The 236-nt window shown below is 48.7% G+C and carries 1 pseudogene; it reads right to left on the bottom strand.

Annotated features, from left to right (window positions below):
- Positions 1-184 (bottom strand): annotated as a pseudogene (locus ACTHSQ_RS11460) (FAD-binding oxidoreductase); the annotation flags it as partial.
- Between the last annotated feature and the right edge of the window lie 52 nt (positions 185-236).

Genomic DNA, 236 nt, shown 5'->3' with positions numbered 1-236 from the left:
CGGGGATACGGTGTTCAAAACAAAACCGCATGATTTTTTGTACATTTTCTATGGAATGCGGTTGCAAGATGATGTCCGGTTCGGAAACAAAGCGGCGGCGCTGGTCGTTTAACAAGGCCGGTGTGGCTTCGAGGATTTCGGCGGGGGAAAGGAATTCAAGAAAACGGTCGTACAGATTGGGCATAACGGGCAGCAGGATGGTTTGTGTGTGTACGGAAGATTATATAGCGGATAAG

The sequence above is a fragment of the Neisseria sp. P0009.S008 genome (assembly GCF_051958615.1).
GTDB lineage: Bacteria > Pseudomonadota > Gammaproteobacteria > Burkholderiales > Neisseriaceae > Neisseria > Neisseria subflava.
The sequence above is the reverse complement of the archived record's forward strand: the minus strand, read 5'-3'. Positions and strand labels throughout refer to the sequence as shown.